Annotated in this window: 18 protein-coding genes; 10 read left to right on the top strand and 8 right to left on the bottom strand. The window is 39.5% G+C overall.

What is annotated here, in order from left to right:
* The first annotated feature begins 65 nt into the window (after window positions 1-65).
* Together I6G42_RS06635 and I6G42_RS06630 are read left to right on the top strand one after the other, a co-directional pair.
* Window positions 66-707 (top strand): redox-sensing transcriptional repressor Rex, encoded by a 642-nt coding sequence (locus I6G42_RS06635; protein WP_000653419.1) that lies wholly within the window; start codon window positions 66-68, stop codon window positions 705-707.
* A gap of 15 nt (window positions 708-722) precedes the next feature.
* Window positions 723-1412 carry a gamma-glutamyl-gamma-aminobutyrate hydrolase family protein gene (locus I6G42_RS06630; RefSeq protein WP_038805193.1) on the top strand — a complete coding sequence of 230 codons (690 nt, stop codon included), beginning with the start codon at window positions 723-725 and terminating at the stop codon, window positions 1410-1412.
* On the opposite strand, the gene radC is transcribed toward I6G42_RS06630, so the two are convergent.
* The 3 genes from radC to I6G42_RS06615 form a co-directional block, all read right to left on the bottom strand.
* A complete protein-coding gene (gene radC, locus I6G42_RS06625; protein ID WP_038805192.1) occupies window positions 1409-2089 on the bottom strand; it encodes a RadC family protein in 681 nt (226 codons plus the stop codon). The two genes, I6G42_RS06630 and radC, sit on opposite strands and share 4 nt — an antisense overlap.
* Window positions 2090-2131: 42 nt before the next feature.
* Window positions 2132-4423 (bottom strand): DNA helicase PcrA, encoded by a 2292-nt coding sequence (gene pcrA, locus I6G42_RS06620; RefSeq protein ID WP_038805190.1) that lies wholly within the window; start codon window positions 4421-4423, stop codon window positions 2132-2134.
* A 184-nt stretch (window positions 4424-4607) separates the two neighbouring features.
* A complete protein-coding gene (locus tag I6G42_RS06615; RefSeq protein ID WP_038805189.1) occupies window positions 4608-6278 on the bottom strand; it encodes a formate--tetrahydrofolate ligase in 1671 nt (556 codons plus the stop codon).
* A gap of 228 nt (window positions 6279-6506) precedes the next feature.
* Between I6G42_RS06615 and coaB the strand changes: the two genes are divergently transcribed.
* The 5 genes from coaB to I6G42_RS06590 all read left to right on the top strand — a co-directional run bounded on the left by coaB (window position 6507) and on the right by I6G42_RS06590 (window position 9603).
* Window positions 6507-7196 carry a phosphopantothenate--cysteine ligase gene (gene coaB / locus I6G42_RS06610; RefSeq protein ID WP_038805188.1) on the top strand — a complete coding sequence of 230 codons (690 nt, stop codon included), beginning with the start codon at window positions 6507-6509 and terminating at the stop codon, window positions 7194-7196.
* 11 nt (window positions 7197-7207) lie between these two features.
* On the top strand, window positions 7208-7759 hold the full coding sequence (gene coaC / locus I6G42_RS06605) for a phosphopantothenoylcysteine decarboxylase (protein ID WP_038805187.1): 552 nt from the start codon (window positions 7208-7210) through the stop codon (window positions 7757-7759).
* Window positions 7743-8306 carry an ECF transporter S component gene (locus I6G42_RS06600; protein WP_038805186.1) on the top strand — a complete coding sequence of 188 codons (564 nt, stop codon included), beginning with the start codon at window positions 7743-7745 and terminating at the stop codon, window positions 8304-8306. Before coaC ends, I6G42_RS06600 begins: the two co-directional genes overlap by 17 nt.
* A 242-nt stretch (window positions 8307-8548) precedes the next feature.
* Complete coding sequence (locus I6G42_RS06595; protein WP_038805185.1) at window positions 8549-9076, top strand: ECF transporter S component; 528 nt, start codon at window positions 8549-8551, stop codon at window positions 9074-9076.
* A gap of 11 nt (window positions 9077-9087) precedes the next feature.
* On the top strand, window positions 9088-9603 hold the full coding sequence (locus I6G42_RS06590; RefSeq protein ID WP_038805184.1) for a transcription repressor NadR: 516 nt from the start codon (window positions 9088-9090) through the stop codon (window positions 9601-9603).
* On the opposite strand, the gene I6G42_RS06585 is transcribed toward I6G42_RS06590, so the two are convergent.
* The 5 genes from I6G42_RS06585 to uvrB all read right to left on the bottom strand — a co-directional run bounded on the left by I6G42_RS06585 (window position 9600) and on the right by uvrB (window position 15544).
* Window positions 9600-10067 (bottom strand): 8-oxo-dGTP diphosphatase, encoded by a 468-nt coding sequence (locus tag I6G42_RS06585; RefSeq protein ID WP_038805183.1) that lies wholly within the window; start codon window positions 10065-10067, stop codon window positions 9600-9602. The genes I6G42_RS06590 and I6G42_RS06585 overlap by 4 nt on opposite strands.
* 23 nt (window positions 10068-10090) lie before the next feature.
* Window positions 10091-10633, bottom strand: a complete 543-nt coding sequence (locus I6G42_RS06580; RefSeq protein ID WP_038805182.1) for a hypothetical protein — start codon at window positions 10631-10633, stop codon at window positions 10091-10093.
* 105 nt (window positions 10634-10738) lie between these two features.
* A complete protein-coding gene (locus I6G42_RS06575; protein ID WP_038805181.1) occupies window positions 10739-11602 on the bottom strand; it encodes a hypothetical protein in 864 nt (287 codons plus the stop codon).
* A gap of 62 nt (window positions 11603-11664) precedes the next feature.
* A complete protein-coding gene (locus I6G42_RS06570; RefSeq protein ID WP_038805180.1) occupies window positions 11665-13536 on the bottom strand; it encodes a DUF2971 domain-containing protein in 1872 nt (623 codons plus the stop codon).
* Window positions 13537-13555: 19 nt separating this feature from the next.
* A complete protein-coding gene (gene uvrB, locus I6G42_RS06565; protein ID WP_038805178.1) occupies window positions 13556-15544 on the bottom strand; it encodes an excinuclease ABC subunit UvrB in 1989 nt (662 codons plus the stop codon).
* Between the two features lie 179 nt (window positions 15545-15723).
* Here uvrB and I6G42_RS06560 point away from each other — a divergent pair, with 179 nt between their 5' ends.
* The 3 genes from I6G42_RS06560 (at window position 15724) to zwf (ending at window position 19549) form a co-directional block, all read left to right on the top strand.
* Window positions 15724-17172 (top strand): amino acid ABC transporter substrate-binding protein/permease, encoded by a 1449-nt coding sequence (locus tag I6G42_RS06560; RefSeq protein ID WP_080641293.1) that lies wholly within the window; start codon window positions 15724-15726, stop codon window positions 17170-17172.
* Window positions 17172-17912, top strand: coding sequence for an amino acid ABC transporter ATP-binding protein (locus I6G42_RS06555; protein ID WP_038805176.1), 741 nt, complete (start codon window positions 17172-17174; stop codon window positions 17910-17912). Before I6G42_RS06560 ends, I6G42_RS06555 begins: the two co-directional genes overlap by 1 nt.
* A 149-nt stretch (window positions 17913-18061) precedes the next feature.
* Window positions 18062-19549: a glucose-6-phosphate dehydrogenase gene (gene zwf, locus I6G42_RS06550; protein ID WP_038805174.1), complete on the top strand. Its 1488-nt coding sequence runs from the start codon at window positions 18062-18064 to the stop codon at window positions 19547-19549.

The raw sequence follows: 19549 nt of genomic DNA, 5'->3' as shown, positions 1-19549 counted from the left end.
TCTTGTTTTTGTTGATTTTTTCACAATGTTTCTATAAAATAGAAGAATAGAAAGGTTGTGATTTTGTGAAAGATAAACAGTCTGCTATTCCAAAAGCAACAGCAAAAAGACTCTCTCTTTACTATCGAATTTTCAAGAGATTTCATGCAGAAAAAATCGAACGTGCCAACTCTAAGCAAATTGCAGAGGCTATCGGTATCGATTCTGCGACTGTCCGTCGAGATTTCTCCTATTTTGGCGAACTAGGTCGTCGTGGTTTTGGTTATGATGTCAAAAAATTGATGACGTTTTTTGCTGATCTCCTAAATGATAACTCGATTACTAATGTTATGTTGGTTGGAATTGGAAATATGGGGCATGCCCTTCTCCACTACCGCTTCCATGAGCGCAACAAGATGAAAATTATCATGGCCTTTGACCTAGATGACCATCCAGAAGTTGGCACCCAGACACCTGACGGGATTCCAATCTATGGCATCTCTCAGATTAAAGAAAAGATCAAAGAAGCAGATGTCAAAACTGCTATCCTAACTGTTCCAAGTGTTAAATCACAAGAAGTTGCCAATCTTTTGGTCGATGCGGGTATAAAAGGTATTCTTAGTTTTTCACCCGTCCATCTCCACCTTCCAAAAGATGTAGTCGTTCAGTATGTCGATTTGACAAGCGAACTCCAAACTCTCCTCTATTTTATGCGTAAAGAGGATTAGAAAGCGAAAGCATTTATGAAAAAACCAGTTATTGGGATTACAGGAAATGAAAAAGCTCATCCAGATGATGATGTCATGATGAGCTATGCGGCAAAAGGCTTTGTTGAAGGAGTCAAGGACGCTGGCGGAATTCCCATCATCCTTCCGATTGGTGATCAAGAAATGGCAAGCCATTACGTCGCTATGATTGATAAACTCATCCTTACGGGTGGGCAAAATGTTGATCCAAAATTCTATGGTGAACCTAAAACCATTGACAGCGATGACTACCATCTTCAAAGAGACCAGTTTGAATTAGCCCTTATCAGAGAAGCCATCAAGCAGAAGAAACCAATTTTCTCTGTTTGTCGGGGTACCCAGCTTTTCAATGTCGCTATGGGAGGTACGCTTCACCAAGATATCGAGGATCATTGGCAGGACTGTTCAGCCGAATACACGACCCAACGCCTCGTAACGGAGCCTGATACAATTCTCCGAGAAATCTATGGAGAAATCTCTCATATCAACTCCTTCCACCACCAGAGCATAAAAGATCTAGCTTCAAATCTTAAGGTTGTAGCACATGATCCTAAAGATGGAATCATTGAGGCTGTAATAACTACGGACGGCTTTCCTTATCTTGGTGTTCAATGGCATCCTGAATTTCTCTTTGAAAATCGTCCCAAAGATAAAACGCTATTTGACTATGTTGTTAACGAACTCTAAATCAAATCCGTCTTTTCACGGTAACTAAAGTAATCAGAGTGAGAGACAATCAGATGATCCAGAAACACCAGCCCCATCAGTTCACAGGCTTCCTTGACTAGCTTAGTGACATGGTCATCATTTCGACTGGGTGCTACAGCGCCTGATGGATGGTTATGAACGAGAATCACAGAGGTGGCCATATGCTTGATGGCATAGTGAAGGATTTCCCGTGGTTCAGCAATACTGCGTGTTGCAGATCCGATAAAGATGGTCTGCTGATGAATGATTTGATTTTGAGTATTGAGATAGAGCGCCACTAGGTGCTCTTGTTTTTTATCGCCAAGTTCATGTTGCATTTTCTTGGCCAGCTTTTGACTGCTGAGAATACTTTCCATCTCAAGTGTTTCATGTTTGTGAATACGATGCCCTAGTTCAATCACAGCTTGTAATTCAATGGCTTTAATACGTCCAATACCCGAAAGGCTCTGCAATTCCTGCAGGGTCATTTTTTTTAGATCAGTTAGACTATTAAGGCTATTCAAGACTTTCTGAGCGATTTCAAAAACATTAGCCTGACGCGTTCCGGTTCTGAGCAGAATAGCTAGTAGCTCTTGATTGCTCAGAGCCTCTACTCCTTCTTTAACCAGTCTTTCTCTCGGTAAAAGTGAATCTTCTTGGAATGAAATACTATACATAAAAATCCTCCTCACTTTATTATTCGTGAGAAGGATGGAAAATTAGATTTTTTTCTCAATTGGGGCTACACTGGCTAGGAGTTTTTTCAGCCCTACTTCTGGGAAATTGATTTTTAGTTCCTGAGTATCCCCACTACCTGAGACTTCAAGGACCGTTCCCTCACCCCACTTCTTGTGAAGGGCAATATCTCCAATAGACCAGTTTGTATTGCTTGAATCTTTTTTATTTCCTGCTGCAAATTGTCCAAATGGAAGACCACTTGACTGGATAGAACTTGGTGCAGCATTGCGTTTCCGTTCTTGAAGAGCCTGAGCCAAACTCATTCCTTGACCGAAAGCAATCCCACCACTGCTATAAGATGCCTTGAAGCTGGTATTAGCTGGACGAGCCAAACCTTGATACTCAAGCAAGTCCGAACTAATTTCATTGATAAAACGGGTCGGACGATTGTAGTTGGTACGTCCAAAAAGCAAGCGTGAGTTGGCATTGGTCAGATAGAGAATCTTTTCTGCACGTGTGATACCGACATAGGCCAAACGGCGTTCTTCTTCCAGCTCATCCGGATCCTCAGCTGCTCGGCTAAGTGGAAAGACATTTTCCTCCATTCCAATGATAAAGACAACTGGGAACTCGAGACCTTTGGCAGCATGCAGGGTCATTAAGGTCACTTCTGATGTCTCCTGACTGCCAGAGTCAGTGTCCGCAATCAAGGCAAGGTCATTCAAGAAACGACTGAGTTTGTCCAAACCAGTTTCTTCTTCTTGACCATCAGGATTGTCATCAAAGTTCTTGGTAACAGAAAGGAATTCCTCGATATTTTCAACCCGAGCCTTGCTTTCCAAGGTCGCTTGGGCATTGAGAATATCGATATAACCTGTTTTTTCTAAAACAGCCTCAACTAACTCTGTAATGGTTAACTGGTCCAGTTGCTCGCGTAAATCAAGTATTATATTGGCAAAATCCCAGATAGACTGGGCTGCCTTGCCTTTGATACCAGATAACATGATATTGGCTGAAGCATCTAGCATGGACATATCTTGCATATTCGCAAAATCACGGATTTTTTCAACGGTTCCTGGGCCGATTCCGCGTTTTGGCTCGTTGATAATGCGCTCAAAACTGATATTGTCACTCAAATTAGCAATAAGATTAAGGTAGGCAATAATATCGCGAATTTCCTTACGGCTGTAGAACTTGGTCCCACCAACCATAGTATAAGGGATATTGGACTTGAGGAGGGCCTCCTCAATAGTACGTGATTGCGCATTGGTTCGATAAAGAACTGCAAAGTCTTTGTGAAGGAAGTTTTGGCTGCGACCGAGTTCATCAATGGTTTTGGCAACAAAAACAGCCTCATCTTGTTCGTCATTAGCACGATAATAGACAATTTCGTGACCATCTTCATTCTGGGTCCAGAGATTCTTAGGACGGCGGTTTTTATTATTTTTAATAACATCATTGGCGGCTTGCAGAATAGTTTTAGTTGAACGGTAATTTTCCTCCAACAAAACAACCTTGGCTTGGGGATAGTCTTTCTCAAAATCCAAGATATTCTGCATATCCGCACCACGCCAACCGTAGATAGACTGGTCCGCATCCCCAACCACACAAATATTTTTAAAACGGGAAGCTAAGAGTTTGACCAGTTGGTACTGGGCATGGTTGGTATCTTGGTACTCATCAACGTGGATGTATTGGAACTTTTGCTGGTAGTAGGTCAGAACATCAGGATTTTGATCGAAAAGACGCAGGGTCAACATAATCAAATCATCAAAGTCAACGGACTCAGACTGACGAAGCTCTTTCTGGTAAGCCGTGTAACACTGAGCCACAATTTGCGTGTACATATCGCCAGCTTGGGCAGTATAAGCCACATCATCAATCAAGTCATTCTTAGCATTAGAAATAGTCCCCAAAATGGTTCGTTCATTCCATTTTTTGGGATCCAAGTTCAACTGCTTTAGAATTCGTTTCATGAGAGTTCGTTGCTCTCCTGGATCCACTATAGTGAAGTTACGATTGTAGCCAATATGATCCGCATCGCGACGCAAAATACGAACGCACATGGAGTGGAAAGTCGCAATCAGACAGTCCTGAGTGGCTGGATTGAGACCATAAGCACGCTCTTTCATCTCACGTGCCGCCTTATTGGTAAAGGTAATGGCCAAGATATTCCAAGGATTAACCATTTTTTCATCAATCAAGTAGGCGATACGATGAGTCAAAACTCGAGTCTTCCCAGAACCAGCCCCCGCCATGATCAACAAGGGGCCTTCTGTCGTTTGCACCGCCTCAGCCTGACGGTCATTCATTCCATTCAATAATGCGTTCATCTTCTCTTCCTTACTCTTGAAGTCAATGTTTCTATTATATCAGAAATCGGGGAAAATATCTTTACCTAGACTGATTGCGTGTGGAAGAAAACTCTCTCATCAGCTGAATACAACTCCTTATATCTAGATAAGAAAATGAGCTTGGAAAGCATTTCCAAACTCATTTAAAGTCAATTTCAATATACTAGAACAATCCTAGAACAGTTCCATCACTTTCAACATCCATATTGAGAGCCGCTGGTCGTTTTGGAAGTCCTGGCATGGTCATAACATCACCAGTTAAGGCAACGATGAAGCCTGCACCTAATTTTGGTACCAATTCACGAATGGTAATTTCAAAGTTTTCAGGTGCTCCAAGTGCATTTGGATTGTCTGAGAAACTATATTGAGTTTTAGCCATACAGATTGGCAATTTGTCCCAACCATTCTGAACGATTTGGGCGATTTGCGTTTGGGCTTTCTTTTCAAAGTTCACTTTTGTACCGCGATAGATTTCAGTGACAATCTTTTCAATCTTTTCTTGTACAGAAAGGTCATTGTCATACAGACGAGTGTAGTTTGCTGGATTTTCAGAGATAGTCTTAACAACCGTCTCAGCAAGCGCTACTCCTCCTTCTGCGCCATCAGCCCAGACACTTGCTAGTTCAACTGGTACATCGATTGAGGCACAAAGTTCCTTCAAAGCTACGATTTCAGCTTCTGTATCAGTTACAAATTCATTGATAGCTACGACTGCTGGAATACCAAACTTACGGATATTTTCAACGTGACGTTTCAAGTTGGCAAATCCTGCACGAACCGCTTCAACGTTTTCTTCTGTCAAAGCATCTTTAGCGACGCCACCGTTCATCTTGAGAGCACGTAGTGTTGCGACAATAACTACTGCATCTGGAGATGTTGGCAAGTTTGGCGTCTTGATATCAAGGAATTTCTCAGCACCAAGGTCTGCACCAAAACCAGCTTCAGTAACAGTATAGTCAGCCAAGCGAAGGGCTGTACTTGTTGCCAAAACAGAGTTACATCCATGAGCAATATTGGCAAAAGGACCACCGTGTACAAAGGCGGGTGTACCGTAAATTGTCTGAACCAAGTTCGGCTTAATAGCATCCTTCAAAATCAAAGCCAAAGCACCTTCAACTTGTAAATCACCTACAGAAACAGGCGTACGGTCATAGCGATAACCAATTACAATATTAGCCAAACGACGTTTCAAATCTTCAATATCAGTCGCCAAGCAAAGAATGGCCATGATTTCGGAAGCAACGGTAATATCGAAACCATCCTCACGAGGAATACCATTTAGAGGACCACCAAGTCCAACGGTCACATGACGAAGGGCACGGTCATTCAAGTCCACAACACGTTTCCAAAGAATACGACGTTGGTCGATTCCCAGCTCATTTCCTTGGTGTAAGTGGTTGTCAATCAAGGCAGAAAGAGCGTTGTTAGCAGTTGTAATGGCATGCATATCCCCGGTAAAGTGAAGGTTGATGTCCTCCATTGGCAACACTTGGGCATAACCACCACCGGCTGCACCGCCCTTAATCCCCATGACTGGACCAAGAGATGGTTCGCGGATGGCAATCATGGTTTTCTTACCAATCTTGTTCAAGGCATCCGCAAGACCAATGGTAATGGTTGACTTCCCTTCACCCGCTGGTGTTGGGTTGATGGCAGTAACCAAGATCAATTTCCCAACTGGATTGTTCTCAACCGCACGAATTTTATCAAAACTAAGCTTAGCCTTGTATTTTCCGTACAACTCCAAATCATCGTAAGAAATCCCAAGTTTCTCCACAACATCCACGATTGGCTTTAACTCAATGCTCTGTGCGATTTCAATATCTGTTTTCATAGCAAACTCCTCTAACCTCTAATGTGATAATTCATTATAACACAAAAAAAGATTTTTAACACCCTTAAACTCTCAAAACGTTCGTAAATATCAATATTTCAGGGGTTATAATAGCGCTTTTTAAAATTTTATATGCTTTTATAGTTTTAGACTATAGTATTCCTGCGTTTTAGCAAAATTTTATCGCTTTCATTTTACTTAACGTTTATTTTTGTGTACAATAGTCCTATGAAAATTTTAGTTACGTCGGGCGGTACGAGTGAAACTATTGATAGCGTCCGCTCTATTACGAACCATTCCACAGGTCGCCTGGGGAAAATCATCACAGAAACCTTGCTTGCTGCGGGACACGAAGTTTGTTTGATAACGACAAAACGAGCTGTGAAGCCAGAAGCTCATCCCAAACTAAGCATTCGAGAAATTAATAATACCAACGATCTTCTAGTTGAGATGCAAGAACGTGTTCAGGATTATCAGGTCTTAATTCACTCAATGGCTGTGTCTGACTACACTCCTGTTTATATGACGGGGCTTAAGGAGGTACAGGCTAGCCCTAATTTAGAAGAATTTTTAAGCAAGCAGAATCATCAGACTAAGATTTCTTCAACTGATGAGGTTCAGGTTTTATTCCTTAAAAAGACACCCAAGATTATCTCTCTAGTCAAAGAATGGAATCCTGCGATTCATCTGATTGGCTTCAAACTGCTAGTTGATGTCTCTGAGGATTATCTCATAGAAATTGCTAGACAGAGTCTTGTCAAGAATCAGGCTGACTTGATCATAGCAAATGACCTTACTCAAATCTCAGCAAATCAGCACCGAGCAATTTTTGTTGAGAGAGAGCATCTTCAAACTGTTCAAACCAAAGAGGAAATTGCAAGCCTCCTCCTTGAAAAAATTCAAGCATACGATTCTTAGAAAGGAAAGCCATGGCAAACATTCTGATCGCAGTGACAGGTTCCATTGCCTCCTATAAATCAGCTGATCTCGTCAGTTCTTTAAAAAAACAAGGCCATCATGTCACTATCCTAATGACTGAGGCAGCGAGAGAGTTTATCCAGCCTTTGACACTACAGGTACTCTCACAGAATCCAGTTCACCTTGATGTCATGAAGGAACCCTATCCTGATCAAGTCAATCATATCGAAAGAGGCAAAAGGACTGACCTTTTTATTGTAGCCCCAGCTACTGCTAATACCATTGCCAAACTTGCGCATGGTTTTGCGGATAACATGGTTACGAGTACAGCTCTTGCCCTGCCAGACCACGTCAAAAAGTTAGTCGCACCAGCCATGAACACAAAAATGTATGACCATCCGGCAACTCAGGCTAATCTAAAAACATTAGAGACCTATGGTTATCAGATTATCTCTCCAAAGGAATCTCTACTAGCCTGTGGCGATTACGGAAAAGGCGCCCTAGCTGACCTGAATACTATTTTAGAAAGAATAAAGGAAACCCTCAATGAAAAAACGTTCTAATATTGCTCCAATTGCTATCTTTTTTGCAGTTATGCTCGTTATCCACTTTTTAACTTCTCTCCTATTTAACCTTTTCCCATTTCCAATCAAACCAACTATCGTTCATATTCCAGTAATCATTGCTAGTATCATCTATGGTCCGCGAGTTGGAGTTACACTTGGTTTTCTTATGGGGCTATTGAGCTTAACGGTAAACACGATTACCATCCTTCCAACCAGCTACCTCTTCTCACCATTCGTACCGAACGGAAACATCTATTCTGCGATTATCGCTATTGTCCCTCGCGTTTTGATTGGGCTGACACCTTACTTGTTTTATAAACTGATGAAAAATAAAACTGGGCTAATCCTAGCTGGTGCTCTCGGTTCCCTTACCAACACCGTCTTTGTCCTTGGGGGAATCTTCTTCCTTTTTGGAAATGTCTTCGACGGCAATATCCAAAAACTCCTAGCAACTGTCATCTCTACAAACTCAATCGCTGAATTGATTATCTCAGCCATCCTAACTGTAGCAATTGTCCCACGTCTCGAAACCTTGAAGAAATAAAAAACAACTCCACTTTCGTCCTGAAGGTGGAGTTTTAGTTTTCACCAGTAAAGGATCATCTTCTATTCATAAATGGTTATTTACCAAGGAGTCATTAGTTCAAAATTTTGAAAATATATGAAAATCCTTTGAATCTACCACCTATACTTTTGAAAATTTTCAATAAAATCAAAATAAATTCTTGACATGTCTATCTATTTATTGTACTATACTTGTGTATATACAGTTAAATGGAGGTTCTTATGGATATACGGAAAAAAACGCAGTTTATGACCATGACTGCACTACTCACAGCCATCGCGATTTTGATTCCAATCATTATGCCTTTTAAAATCGTCATCCCACCAGCTTCTTACACTTTAGGAAGCCATATCGCCATCTTTATCGCCATGTTCCTATCACCTTTGATGGCTGGTTTTGTGATCATCGCTTCCAGTCTCGGCTTCCTGATGGCAGGCTACCCTATGGTTATCGTTCTGCGCGCCTTTTCTCACATCGTTTTTGGTATTTTGGGAGCATTTTACTTAAAAAAATTCCCTGAAACCTTGGATAAACCAAAGGCATCTTGGATTTTTAACTTTGTTTTGGGTGTTGTTCACGCTATTGCTGAAGTGCTAGCTTGTATTATTTTCTATGCTACTTCAGGGACAAATGTTGAAAATATGTTTTATGTTCTCTTCGTCCTAGTTGGATTTGGCACAATTATCCATAGTATGGTAGACTATACATTGGCACTAGCTGTCTTTAAAGTGCTTCGAAAACGTCGCTAAAAGGAAAAACTATGACAAAGGATCGCAAACAAACTCTTCTCAAACTTTTAAAAGAGTCACCAAAAGCTCTCAATGGTCAAACCTTGGCTGAACACTTTCATGTCACACGCCAAATCATCGTCCAAGACATTGCCATCTTGCGAGCCGATGGCGCTCCTATCTTGTCAACCAATCGTGGTTATATCTACAAAGAAAATGATGCCAACCCCTACGTCCACAAACTCTTTAAAGTGAAACATGAACTGGAAGAAATTGGTCAGGAACTTTTGGCTATAGTAGATAATGGCGGACGCGTTCAAAATATCTTAATCGATCATCCCGTTTATGGTGAAATTGAAACTCTGCTCAAACTCACCTGTCGCCGAGATGTCCAGCATTTTCTGGAACAAGTCGAGAATTCTGACTTTAGACCACTTTCTGAATTGACAGACGGCATCCATTACCACCTTGTTGAAGCTGAAACACAACAAGACCTCCACTATATCGAGGAGGCCTTGGATCAGTTAGGTTATTTAGTAAAAGACTAGAAAATTTCTTTCTCCCAGCCGTCCTCTGTACGGTGGCGATAGAAGAACTCTGACTTGTCAGGTGCTTCCATCATTTCCATCAAGGGTAGCATATCATAGGCCAGATCCAAGTTTGGAATCTGGTCTTTTTGCACCCAAGATACTTCTCCTTCTTCTGAGGATTGAAGATTTCCAGTAAACTCTGTCGCCTTATAACAAATGACAATATAGCGCTCACCTGTATCTAGTGGCCAATTTTTAATGCCGACAAGTTGAGGATTTTGGATATTCAATCCTGTTTCTTCATAGATCTCACGAATGACAGACTCTGCGAAAGCCTCACCATTTTCTACATGACCTCCAGGAAAGGCATAGCCAGACCAGCGATTGTTTTCAGGAGAGCGATATTGCATGACTACTCGCTGATTTTTAAGGTCTTCAATCAGACAAATGTTTGTTAAAATCGTTAATTGGGAACGGGACATAAATTTACTCACTTTCTAATTTATTATAGAATTTTTTTAGACTTGATGTCAGATTTCATGATGAAGGGATTAATCAGCTCATGATAATAGTATACATCATGAAGCAAATATCCTTTTGTTATGACAATTTCTTGTTCCCTAACTTCATAATCAATAGTGATTGGAACAGGAGGATTTGGAATAAAAGCGAAGACGACAATTACAAATAACCAAATATAAAAACTACAAATCGCACTGCGCACTCCTTCAAGGAAGCGATATTTCCCCTTTAAAAAGTAAATAAAAATATGCAAAATAGAGAGGATAATTGGAACAAAAAGCCTTGTATTCCACGCTATGGGAATAAATTTCAGTCCAAATATCCCAAATAGAAGATCAAGAATTGCAAAGGACCTCAAAAAGCGAATAAATAGAGTAAAAATTAGAAGAAAGAGCCAAATATTCCAAATAATCGGAGTAAATGATAAACCAAATGACCATAATATGAAATGAGCGATAACAAATGCTATCAGTAAGGAATATAGGACAGTATAAATAAGCTTGTTAAAAGTACTTGAATTTTTCACTATTTATTTCTCCTTTAAATTCAAACTACTAACTAATGACTAATATCTATCACTTTTAAATTATCTCGTCTATTATTTTAACATAAATTGTTACATATAAAATTTTTAGTTAAAATTACTTCCATAATAGAGCATCTTATGGTTTTGAATCTTTAAAGAAACACTACTACCTGAACGATATCCTTTAGCACCATAGTAGTAAGAAACCTCATAAAAGGCATCTGGCAACTCGGCATTATCTATCCCATTTGAAATAAATCCTGTCAGTCCGCCTTCACTATCAAAATAATCTTTCTCACCCTCTTCTAAAACAGTATCGCGATAGATGATGTATCCTTTAATCATTTCTTTTTCCAAGAATTCATCAATAGGAATATCATACAAACCTTGAAAAGCTTTTCCTTCCTTACGGTTCTTTTCAATGAGGGCATAATAGTCTTGAATATTCCCAGATTCAGTATCGACACTCCAGTAACTATTCACATATTCTAGATTTGGATTTTCATATTGCTTAAAAAAATTCTCTACCTTCTCTTTGTGAGAAATACTGACAGGATGCTGGTTAAGTAGTTTATGAGCCATGTCTGAAAATTCTTGTAACATGGTTCTCGTAGTCCCATCATAGGCTAGTTCTTCATCAGTCTTTTGGGGATTGTATTTTGAGGACTTTGGACGATAAAACAAGGCATGACTCACAGTGACTCTACTTCCATCAACCTCTTCACTATAATCGTATTCAATTTTGTATTTTTCAGAAGTCCATTTATCTCTAGAAAACTTCGTAACCTTCATATCTCCTTTAAAACCATACAAATCAAGGGTTCTTCTTACTGCTGTCTCTACCTCCGATTGATTTGCTTCAGGGAAAATGTCATAAGTTGTTGTAAAGAAAAGGAAGGCAAAACGTAGAATAAAGAATAAAGGGACAATATTTACAATGAAGAAAATTAACAGTAAAATTTTTTTCATTACTAGCTTCTCCTTATTAATAAAAGATTATAATTTCTTTGAAGCTTTAATTTTTTCTAAACTCAACGATAAGGGATTTTCGAACTTTCTATCTCTATATCAGGATTGGCAAGTTTGAGATAAGGAGCAATATAGTCTGCATCTGTAACCTTTGGACCTAGAATAACTTTTGAGTATTTCAAAGGTAATAGATTGATGTATACAAATAAAGCATATCTGCCATTATCTTTTGGGCTTAATACGATATACTTCCTAAAATCATTATAGTTAACTTTATCAAAAGTTTCTAACCCAATCTCCTCTTTCTTCAAGTAATTCTCATTTAATAAATCCTTACCTTTTAATAAATCCTTATTTTTATCTAAACTTTTATTATGCTTTGCAATAAGTTTTTTTACAGAAGTATCATCTAGGTTGATTAGAATACGATACTCCATCTCATATTCGTAATCTTTTACTTTAAAAAGATAAGAAATCTTTTTTAATTTTTCCGCCAAGTCACTTAGTGGAGTTTTACCTTCAAACTCTTGTATTTTTTCAAAAATTTGTTTTAGATTATCTAGAGCTTTACCAACATCTGATTCATCTTTAGCGCCAGAATTCAAATCTAAGTAGTGAATTTTAACAAATTCAATAGATTGATGAGCAACAATATGTTCAAGATAACTCATGTCATATTCAAGGAATGCTCCTTGACACGAATCTGCGTATTCTTTCCACATAGGTAGGCTATCAGATACTGTAGTTAGAGAAGATATAAAGACATTAGAAGTTTGGTATTGCTGGAAAAATGTATTATCCATCCCTAAATAATCGTGGATTGCCCTTCCTTCCATTGGGTCGTTTAACTGTTTTAGATTAGTCAGTCGTAAAAATGGAGGTTGAGTTTCAGAATTATTTTCATTTTTCCAGTCTGCTTTTATGAGGAAGTTTGTTAAAGTGTCAATTTTAGTATAATGTCCAAAAGATCCGATTGTTTTTAAATCTTTAGAATTAACAATCAAATTAGAACGAATATCATCAATAATAGATTCTGCTTGCTTCAAAAGTTCCTTGTAATTTTCAGACAGTATAAATCCAGAATCACTCTCCTTTTTTAAAATGGCGCCTTCATCACTACTATTACGCTCATCATACATTTTAACTAATTTAATTGCTTGATCTCGAATTATATCAGAATCATTTTCTTCTGCTATCTTTCGAACAACATCAATCGAATTTTTAATTACAACATCAAAGTGTCTTGACACAAAATCCAAATATTTCCCAACAGAATCAGATTGAGGGTTATTGATATAATAGCTACTAATTATTTCGAGATGTTCAATTTTAAAAATAGAAACCAACTCATCTAATTCAAAATACCAATAACAAACCACACTATTAATATCGTGATTTTCAAATATAAATCTGAATAATGATTCTAATTCACTCTTAAAATAGATTCTTTTTTCTTCTGGTAAACTTTTTAATTCAAAAAGTCGGACAAAAACTGGAAGTATGTGAGCATCAAGTAAATAAACGTCCTCTAAATCATCATTAAATACTAATTCAAGAATCCTTGAAAAATAACTTTCATTTTCAAATAATATAGAACATTCTTCATATTCCTTTGTTTGAGATAAATATTTATATAAAACATTTAAATATTCAAAGTTTTCAAACCAACTATATGAATGCCCATTTTCAAATAATACTTTATTTAATGTAGCTAAAAGTCTTCCAAGTGTGATCTTATCGATTTCTTCAACGAACATCATACAAACATACAGAAAATCGCTTGCATATTTTAATTGTTTTTCTCTAGATAACTTTAAATATTGATTAGTAAAGTTTTCAAGTTCGTATTTCAGTTTATTTTCGTCCAACGAATCAAAATACTTCTTTAATTCAAAGTCCCTAAATTTACCTGTAAAATAATTTAAATTTTCCATTTCATCTCCTCCTAATACCCTAATCCAACGCCTTGACTTCCAGCATCATATCGCGGATCTGAGCAGCGAGTTCAAAATCAAGCACTTCGACGGCTTCTTGCATTTGTTTTTCGAGTTTTTTGACGAGTTCCTTGCGCTCTTGTTTGTTGAGGCTATTGATATCGACTTCCTTGTCCTCTTCCTTGGCAACTGCCTTGGTTACGGCGATTAGGTCACGGATTTCTTTCTTAATGGTTTGTGGAACGATACCATGCTCTTCATTATAAACCATCTGAATTTTCCGACGGCGGGCCGTTTCATCGATAGCACGTTGCATAGACTGAGTCATCGTGTCAGCATACATGATAACATGCCCTTCGCTATTACGAGCTGCACGACCAATGGTCTGGATGAGGCCGCGTTCGTTACGAAGGAAACCTTCCTTGTCAGCATCGAGAATAGCAACCAAGCTTACTTCAGGAACGTCAATCCCTTCACGGAGCAGGTTGATTCCGACCAAGACATCAAAGACACCCAAGCGCAGGTCACGGATAATCTCCGTCCGCTCCAAGGTCTTGATGTCCGAGTGCATATACTTGACCTTGATGCCCATTTCTTTGAAGTAGTCGGTCAAATCTTCTGCCATTTTCTTGGTCAAGGTTGTAATAAAGGTACGCTCATTCTTTTCAACACGGGCATTGATTTCACCTAAGAGGTCATCGATTTGTCCCATAGTTGAACGGACTTCAACTTCCGGATCCAAAAGACCTGTCGGACGGATGATTTGTTCAATCACGGTATCAGTTTGTTCCATCTCATAATCACCAGGAGTCGCTGAAACGTAGACAATCTGATGAACATGACTTTCAAACTCTTCACGACGAAGGGGACGATTGTCTAGGGCAGACGGCAGACGGAAACCATAATTCACCAACATTTCCTTACGAGAACGGTCTCCATTGTACATGCCCTTGATTTGCCCCATGGTCATGTGACTTTCATCAATCATAATCAAGAAATCATCTGGGAAGAAGTCAAGAAGCGTATAAGGAGGCTCTCCTTCACTACGACCATCCATGTGACGAGAGTAATTCTCAACCCCATTTGTATAACCCATCTCACGCAGCATCTCGATATCATACTCTGTTCGCTGTTTCAAACGTTGGGCCTCCAGCAGTTTGCCTTCCTTCTCAAAGACAGCTAACTGCTCCTCCAACTCCGCTTGAATCTTGGCAATAGCAACCTCCATGTGCTCATCATTGGTCACAAAGTGAGTGGCTGGGAAAATCGCCAAATGATCCACTTCTCCCAATACCTGACCTGTCAAAGCCTCAACTTCACGGATACGGTCAATCTCATCCCCGAAAAACTCAACACGAAAGGCATGTTCATCACGGGAAGCTGGGAAAATCTCCACCACATCCCCACGAACGCGAAATCTTCCCCGTTGGAAATCAATATCATTGCGTTCAAACTGAATATCAACCAAGTCATTCAAGAGTTTATCACGAGAAATTTCAAGACCTGGACGGAGACTCACCACACTGTCAGCATATTCCTTTGGCGAACCCAGACCATAGATACAAGAGACAGAAGCCACAACGATGACATCATTGCGCTCCAGAAGTGCTGAAGTCGCAGAGTGTCGAAGCTTGTCAATCTCATCATTGACCGAGCTATCCTTCTCTATATAGGTATCGCTTGAAGGGACATAGGCCTCGGGTTGATAATAATCATAATAAGACACAAAGTACTCAACAGCATTTTCAGGGAAAAATTCCTTAAACTCCCCATAGAGCTGACCAGCTAGGGTTTTGTTATGGGCAATGACTAAAGTTGGTTTATTAACTTTAGCAATGACCTGACTCATGGTATAGGTCTTCCCTGTACCAGTCGCCCCCATGAGGATTTGAGCCTTCTCTCCACCCTCGATATTATCGACCAACTGCTCGATTGCTTGTGGTTGATCTCCTGAAGGTTCATATTTTGATACTAGTTTAAATTTATTATCTGTAATCCGATTGATCATAATTGCCTCGCATGCCTTTTATTTCTTCTATTTTACCATAAATTCCACTAGATTCTTTATCTATTGATTTTTACAAATCCACACCCTTATGTTATATCTTCTTACATAAAAATCATTAAAATTTGCCTTCTGGCTTTTTTTCTGTTATAATTAAAAAATATTCAGAAAGGAGACTAAAAATGAAGAAAAAAATCCTAGCATGTTTGCTTATTTTGTTTCCCATTTTCTCACTAGGAATAGCAAAAGCTGACACTGTTAAATCAAAGTATATTATTGCAAGTGATTCATCTTTTGCACCTTTTGTATTTCAAAATTCAAATAACGAGTACACTGGTATTGATATGGACTTGATTAAAGCTATTGCCAAAGATCAAGGTTTCGAAATTGAGATTACTAACCCAGGATTTGATGCAGCCATTAGTGCTGTTCAAGCAGGACAAGCTGATGGTATTATTGCTGGTATGTCTGTGACGGACGCTCGTAAAGCCACATTTGATTTCTCTGATTCCTACTACACTGCTAATACGATTCTCGGTGTAAAAGAATCAAGTACCATTGCTTCTTATGAAGACCTCAAGGATAAAACTGTCGGTGTTAAAAACGGAACTGCTTCTCAAACGTTCCTTACTGAAAACCAAAGCAAATACGGCTACAAGATTAAAACTTTTTCAGATGGCTCATCTATGTATGACAGTCTCAACACTGGAGCTATCGATGCCGTGATGGATGATGAGCCCGTTCTCAAATATTCTATCAGTCAAGGACAAAAATTGAAAACGCCAATCGCTGGAACTCCAATCGGTGAAACAGCCTTTGCCGTTAAAAAAGGAACAAACCCTGAATTGATTCAAATGTTCAATAAGGGGCTTGCTAACCTCAAAGCAAACGGTGAATTTCAAAAAATTCTCGACAAGTATCTAGCTAGCGGAGCAACAACTACTTCTACAAGTACGGTTGACGAAACAACTATCTGGGGCTTGCTTCAAAATAACTACAAACAACTTCTTAGTGGACTTGGAATCACTCTTGCTCTAGCACTTATTTCATTTGCAATTGCCATTGTCATCGGGATTATCTTCGGTATGTTTAGCGTTAGCCCATACAAATCTCTTCGTCTGATCTCTGAGATTTTCGTTGACGTTATTCGCGGTATTCCCTTGATGATTCTTGCAGCCTTCATCTTCTGGGGAATTCCAAACTTCATCGAGTCCATTACAGGCCAACAGAGTCCGATTAACGACTTTGTAGCTGGTACTATTGCCCTCTCACTTAATGCAGCTGCTTATATCGCTGAAATCGTTCGTGGTGGGATTCAAGCTGTTCCAGTTGGGCAAATGGAAGCCAGCAGAAGCCTAGGTATCTCCTACGGAAAAACCATGCGTAAGATTATCTTGCCACAAGCAACTAAATTGATGTTGCCAAACTTCGTTAACCAGTTCGTTATCGCTCTTAAAGATACAACCATCGTATCTGCTATCGGTTTGGTTGAACTTTTCCAAACTGGTAAGATCATCATCGCCCGTAACTACCAAAGTTTCAAGATGTATGCAATCCTTGCTATCTTCTATCTTGTAATTATCACGCTTTTGACTAGACTAGCGAAACGCTTAGAAAAGAGGATTCGTTAATGGCAAAACTAAAAATTGATGTAAATGATTTGCATAAGTATTATGGAAAAAATGAGGTTTTAAAAGGCATTACTACTAAATTCTATGAAGGAGATGTTGTCTGTATTATCGGTCCTTCAGGTTCTGGTAAATCCACTTTCCTCCGTAGCCTTAACCTTCTCGAGGAGGTAACGAGCGGCCACATCACAGTAAATGGTTATGATTTGACTGAAAAATCAACCAATGTCGACCATGTTCGTGAAAACGTGGGAATGGTCTTCCAACATTTCAACCTCTTCCCTCACATGTCCGTCCTAGAAAATATCACTTTTGCACCTATTGAACACAAACGGATGACCAAAGAAGAGGCTGAAAAATTGGGGATGGAGTTGCTTGAAAAGGTTGGACTAGCAGATAAAGCTAATGCTAACCCAGATAGCCTTTCAGGTGGTCAGAAACAGCGTGTAGCTATCGCTCGTGGACTTGCCATGAATCCTGATATTATGCTCTTTGATGAGCCAACTTCCGCTCTGGACCCTGAAATGGTTGGAGATGTACTAAACGTTATGAAGGAATTGGCGGAACAAGGCATGACCATGATCATCGTAACCCATGAGATGGGATTTGCTCGTCAGGTGGCCAACCGTGTTATCTTTACAGCTGATGGTGAATTCCTGGAAGATGGAACTCCAGATCAAATCTTCGACAACCCGCAACACCCTCGACTGAAAGATTTCTTGGACAAGGTCTTAAACGTATAAAACAAAACTGTAAGGATAATCTTACAGTTTTTTAATTACGTATTGGATTTTTTGATTTTTTTGAAAATTATGATAAAATAAAAACTATGACAATGAGGAAATCTCATCCCTAGTCCAACTAGGAAAAAATATAGAAATTAGGTAGCTAGATGTCATCAAAGGTTATTGTTACAATTTTCGGTGCGAGTGGAGATTTAGCTAAACGCAAACTCTACCCTTCCCTTTTCAGACTCTATAAATCAGGCAATCTCTCTGAGCATTTTGCAGTTATCGGAACAGCTCGTAGACCTTGGAGTAAGGAATATTTTGAATCTGTAGTTGTCGAGTCCATCCTTGATTTGGCAGATAGTACCGAACAAGCCCAGGAATTTGCTAGCCACTTCTACTATCAAAGCCATGATGTGAATGACACGGAACATTACATTGCTTTGCGCCAATTACAAGCTGAGCTAAATGAAAAATACCAAGCTGAACACAATAAGCTCTTCTTCTTGTCTATGGCACCTCAGTTCTTTGGAACCATTGCCAAGCACCTCAAATCTGAAAACATTGTCGATGGCAAAGGTTTTGAGCGCTTGATCGTTGAGAAACCATTTGGTACAGACTACGAAACAGCTAGCAAACTCAATGAAGATCTCCTTGCTGCCTTTGATGAGGAGCAAATCTACCGTATCGACCATTACTTAGGTAAAGAGATGATTCAGAGTATCTTTGCTGTTCGTTTTGCCAACATGATCTTTGAGAATGTTTGGAATCGCGAACACATCGATAATGTTCAGATTACCTTTGCAGAGCGCTTGGGTGTTGAAGAACGCGGTGGCTACTACGATCAATCTGGTGCCCTTCGTGATATGGTGCAAAACCATACTCTCCAACTCCTCTCTCTTCTAGCCATGGACAAACCAGCTAGCTTTACAAAGGATGAGATTCGTGCTGAAAAGATAAAGGTCTTTAAAAACCTCTATCATCCAACTGAGGAAGAACTGAAAGAACAGTTTATCCGTGGTCAATATCGCTCTGGTAAAATCGATGGTATGAAATACATTTCCTATCGAAGCGAGCCAAATGTCGATCCTGAATCCACAACAGAAACCTTTGCATCTGGTGCCTTCTTTGTAGACAGCGATCGCTTCCGTGGTGTTCCCTTCTTCTTCCGTACAGGGAAACGCCTGACGGAAAAAGGAACTCATGTCAATATCGTCTTTAAGCAAATGGACTCTATCTTTGAAGAACCACTTGCTCCAAATATCTTGACCATCTATATTCAACCAACTGAAGGATTCTCTCTCAGCCTCAATGGGAAGCAAGTCGGTGAAGAATTTAACCTGGCACCAAGCTCTCTGGATTATCGTACAGATGCTACTGCTACTGGAGCCTCACCAGATCCTTACGAGAAATTAATCTACGATGTCTTGAACAACAACTCAACCAATTTTAGCCACTGGGATGAAGTGAGTGCTTCTTGGAAATTGATTGACCGTATCGAAGAGCTCTGGGCTGAAAACGGAGCTCCACTCTACGATTATAAAGCTGGAAGCATGGGGCCACAAGCTAGCTTTGACTTACTTGAGAAGTATGGAGCTAAATGGACTTGGCAACCAGATATCGCCTATCGTGAAGATGGCCGTTTAGAATAG

Origin of the sequence: Streptococcus oralis (genome assembly GCF_016028255.1) — a bacterium.
GTDB lineage: Bacteria > Bacillota > Bacilli > Lactobacillales > Streptococcaceae > Streptococcus > Streptococcus oralis_AC.
Note: the sequence above shows the minus strand (reverse complement) of the source record. Positions and strands in the feature narration are given on the sequence as shown.

What these genes read in the sequence shown, in the direction of transcription:
- zwf (WP_038805174.1), top strand. Translation starts at nt 18,062, where the DNA reads ATGTCATCAAAGGTTATTGTTACAATTTTCGGTGCGAGTGGAGATTTA.
- I6G42_RS06590 (WP_038805184.1), top strand. Translation starts at nt 9,088, where the DNA reads ATGACAAAGGATCGCAAACAAACTCTTCTCAAACTTTTAAAAGAGTCA.
- pcrA (WP_038805190.1), bottom strand. Translation starts at nt 4,423, where the DNA reads ATGAACGCATTATTGAATGGAATGAATGACCGTCAGGCTGAGGCGGTG.
- coaC (WP_038805187.1), top strand. Translation starts at nt 7,208, where the DNA reads ATGGCAAACATTCTGATCGCAGTGACAGGTTCCATTGCCTCCTATAAA.
- I6G42_RS06575 (WP_038805181.1), bottom strand. Translation starts at nt 11,602, where the DNA reads ATGAAAAAAATTTTACTGTTAATTTTCTTCATTGTAAATATTGTCCCT.
- uvrB (WP_038805178.1), bottom strand. Translation starts at nt 15,544, where the DNA reads ATGATCAATCGGATTACAGATAATAAATTTAAACTAGTATCAAAATAT.
- I6G42_RS06630 (WP_038805193.1), top strand. Translation starts at nt 723, where the DNA reads ATGAAAAAACCAGTTATTGGGATTACAGGAAATGAAAAAGCTCATCCA.
- I6G42_RS06570 (WP_038805180.1), bottom strand. Translation starts at nt 13,536, where the DNA reads ATGGAAAATTTAAATTATTTTACAGGTAAATTTAGGGACTTTGAATTA.
- I6G42_RS06560 (WP_080641293.1), top strand. Translation starts at nt 15,724, where the DNA reads ATGAAGAAAAAAATCCTAGCATGTTTGCTTATTTTGTTTCCCATTTTC.
- I6G42_RS06585 (WP_038805183.1), bottom strand. Translation starts at nt 10,067, where the DNA reads ATGTCCCGTTCCCAATTAACGATTTTAACAAACATTTGTCTGATTGAA.
- radC (WP_038805192.1), bottom strand. Translation starts at nt 2,089, where the DNA reads ATGTATAGTATTTCATTCCAAGAAGATTCACTTTTACCGAGAGAAAGA.
- I6G42_RS06555 (WP_038805176.1), top strand. Translation starts at nt 17,172, where the DNA reads ATGGCAAAACTAAAAATTGATGTAAATGATTTGCATAAGTATTATGGA.
- coaB (WP_038805188.1), top strand. Translation starts at nt 6,507, where the DNA reads ATGAAAATTTTAGTTACGTCGGGCGGTACGAGTGAAACTATTGATAGC.
- I6G42_RS06615 (WP_038805189.1), bottom strand. Translation starts at nt 6,278, where the DNA reads ATGAAAACAGATATTGAAATCGCACAGAGCATTGAGTTAAAGCCAATC.
- I6G42_RS06595 (WP_038805185.1), top strand. Translation starts at nt 8,549, where the DNA reads ATGGATATACGGAAAAAAACGCAGTTTATGACCATGACTGCACTACTC.
- I6G42_RS06600 (WP_038805186.1), top strand. Translation starts at nt 7,743, where the DNA reads ATGAAAAAACGTTCTAATATTGCTCCAATTGCTATCTTTTTTGCAGTT.